Origin of the sequence: Mesorhizobium sp. M4B.F.Ca.ET.089.01.1.1 (assembly GCF_004022605.1) — a bacterium.
Taxonomy (GTDB): domain Bacteria; phylum Pseudomonadota; class Alphaproteobacteria; order Rhizobiales; family Rhizobiaceae; genus Mesorhizobium; species Mesorhizobium abyssinicae.
Genome location: NZ_RZOS01000592.1, coordinates 1 through 2893 on the forward strand (window position 1 = coordinate 1; position 2893 = coordinate 2893).

Here is a 2893-nt window from a genome sequence, read left to right on the forward strand (position 1 = left end):
GTGCTGTGCTGCTCGATTTCGGGATGGCTCGATTGGTCGACGGGTTCTGCCTCACTACCAGTGTTGGCAAGGGCCATAAACGACACTCCGATAAACGCGCGGTGCTCTACGCTTGCTGCGATGCAATATCAAGTGCCGTCACGTTATGGCTTCCATGTCGGCAACGCGGGGCTCGCCTTCCTACCAACCGCAAGCTCCGAGAAACCGTCCCACCGTGCCGGCCATGCCATACTCCAACGCATCGGCTGTCAACCCGTGTCCGATCGACACTTCCGCCAATGCCGGAATGCGCCTGGCCAGCGCCGGCAGATTGGCCACAGTGAGGTCGTGCCCGGCATTGACCTGCAGCCCGGCGGCAAATGCCGCATCCGCGGTTTTTCCCAATCTTTCCAGCTCCTTGTCCGCCTTGGCGGAATCGGAATGGCAGCTACCGTAGGGACCTGTGTAGAGCTCGATACGGTCGGCGCCGGTGTCGCGCGCGGCATTGATGCCGCCCGGATCCGGATCGGAGAACAGGGACACGCGGAAGCCGCCTTTCTTCAGTCGCTTGACGATCGGAGTGAGGAACGCCGCGTCGGCGATGAAGTTCCAGCCATGGTCCGATGTTGCCTGGCTCGGATCGTCCGGCACCAGCGTCACCTGGTCGGGCTGGTGCTTTTCGACAAGCGCCAGGAATTCCTCGGTGGGGTGGCCTTCGATGTTGAATTCCGCCTTCGGGAACTCGTCGTCGATCAGCGCCCTGATCTCGGGCAGGTCCGTGCGCCGCGTGTGCCGCTCGTCGGGCCGCGGATGCACGGTCAGTCCATGCGCGCCCGCCGCAAGCGCGATACGCCCGAGCCCGATGACGCTCGGCCAGGGCAGGTCGCGGCGGTTGCGCAGCATGGCGATGGCGTTGAGGTTGACGGAAAGCTTGGCGGGCATGGCTTCGGCTCGGGCTCCTCTGGGCGCCCGATTGGGCGCCGCCGCGTTTGAATTGCGCGCATCTATAGCGTCTTTGACGGGAACAGACAGAGGGTTTCGGGTGTTCCAGGGGTACGACCCGAGATTGAGCAGGAGGAAAGTGCCCGTGAACTTCCTCGAGTCCGTTCCGGCAATCCGGCGCGTCGACACCGACCGCGACACCCTGTTCGCCGTCGATGTGGTCGGCCATGTCACGCCAGCCGATGCGGAAAACCTGTTCGGCCTGCTCGAGGCGGCCTATGCGCTGCACGCCAAGATCGACGTGCTGGTGCGCATGGTGGACCACGAGGGCGTCGACTGGGCCGATGTGTCGGATGAAACCGTCAAGCAGGGCACGGCCCACGCGCTCGAGCATGTCCGCCGCTGCGCTGCGGTCGGCAAGCCCGACTGGGTGCCTTACGCGCAAGGCTTCTTCGCCGCGCCCCTGCCCTTCGAGCTCCGGCATTTCGAAGCGCAAGACGAGGCGGATGCCTGGCGCTGGCTCGGCGCCAGGCCCGTCGAGCGTCGGTGAGGCCGGATCGGCCTATCTGACCACGGTCAGCCGCTCGGCCGCGCGCGTGATCGCGGTGTAGAGCCAGCGCTGGCGGGTTTCCTTGAACGCCCAGCTTTCGTCGAACAGCACGACGTCGTTCCATTGCGAGCCCTGCGCCTTGTGCACAGTCAGCGCATAGCCATAGTCGAAATCGTCGAAACGTTTCTTCTGCTGCCAGGGGATCTCGGCGTCGGGGTCCTCGAACGCCGCCTTGAGCAGCTTGATCTTGGCGACGCCGCGGTCCGGATCGTCCTCTTCCGGCGAGACCAGCAGGTTGATGCCGGGCTTCACCGTCTCGCGCGACGAGGTCATCACCTTCCATAGCGAGCCGTTGAGCAGGCCCTTGGCGGGGTCGTTGCGCAGGCAGACCAGCTTGTCGCCGGCCTGCGGGAAATCGGCATTGAACCCCTTCAACTCGCGCAGCCGCTGGTTATAGCGCCGCCGCGTGCGGTTGGTGCCGACCAGCACCTGATCCGCCTTCAGCACCAGCTCCTGGTTGACGTCTTCCTTGCCGATGACCTGCGCCGAGCCGTAGTCACCGCGCATGAATTCGCGGCCCTCGCGCACGTCGAGCGCCAGCCGGATGATCGGATTGTCGCGCGCCTGGCGATGGATCTCGGTGAGCAGCACGTCCGGCTCATGTTCGGTGAAGAAGCCGCCGCCCGAGATCGGCGGCAGCTGCGCCGGATCGCCGAGCACCAGGATCGGCGTCCCGAAGCTCATCAGGTCGCGGCCAAGCTGCTCGTCGACCATCGAGCACTCGTCGATGACGACCAGCTTGGCGCGCGCGATCGGGCTTTGCCGATTGAGCGAGAAGGTCGGCGAGATCGAGGTCTTGCCGGTCACCTCGTCCGAGACCGATTCCTCGCCCTTCGGCCTGTAGATCAGCGAATGGATGGTGCGGGCGTTGACCGCGCCCTTGGAGCGCAGCACCTGCGCCGCCTTGCCGGTGAAGGCGGCGAACTGCACCTGGCCGTCGACATGCTCGGCGAAATAGCGCGCCAGCGTCGTCTTGCCGGTGCCGGCATAGCCGAACAGCCGGAAAATCTGCGGCCGGCCGTCTTTCAGCCAGCGCGCGACTGCCTTCAACGCCTCATCCTGTTGGGGAGAGAATTCCATCAGCTGGAAAGACCGGATTCGCAAGCGAAAGACAAGATCGGCTGCCGACAACTACTGTCAGCGGCGGCGGCCGTTACCCACCACTGGCTCGGCAGGCTATCAGGCGACAATGAGAACGTAAAGAGAACAGATGCCGATTTCAATCAGTATGCCTACACACCCGGCCCGCCACGGCCTGCGCTAGGCCCAGGATCGTTCTCCAGCAGGATCGGCTTGCCGTGCGGTGTGGCGTGCGCGGCGCGCTCCCAGGCGGCGGCAAGCGTGTCGACATCGCTCCTGCCG

At 65.0% G+C, this 2893-nt stretch carries 3 protein-coding genes and 1 pseudogene; 1 reads left to right on the forward strand and 3 read right to left on the reverse strand.

The annotated features are described in order from the left end of the window. Nucleotides 1-180: 180 nt before the first annotated feature. Complete coding sequence (locus EN780_RS31210) at nt 181-921, reverse strand: pyridoxine 5'-phosphate synthase (protein WP_128276199.1); 741 nt, start codon at nt 919-921, stop codon at nt 181-183. 145 nt (nt 922-1066) lie between these two features. Here EN780_RS31210 and EN780_RS31215 point away from each other — a divergent pair, with 145 nt between their 5' ends. Beyond that, nucleotides 1067-1471, forward strand: a complete 405-nt coding sequence (locus tag EN780_RS31215) for an STAS/SEC14 domain-containing protein (RefSeq protein ID WP_127392163.1) — start codon at nt 1067-1069, stop codon at nt 1469-1471. Nucleotides 1472-1483: 12 nt separating this feature from the next. Here the strand turns inward: EN780_RS31215 and EN780_RS31220 are convergent, their stop codons facing one another. Beyond that, on the reverse strand, nt 1484-2611 hold the full coding sequence (locus EN780_RS31220; RefSeq protein WP_127285265.1) for an ATP-dependent RecD-like DNA helicase: 1128 nt from the start codon (nt 2609-2611) through the stop codon (nt 1484-1486). A 152-nt stretch (nt 2612-2763) separates the two neighbouring features. Further along, nucleotides 2764-2893: pseudogene (locus EN780_RS40960) on the reverse strand (nitrile hydratase accessory protein); the annotation flags it as partial.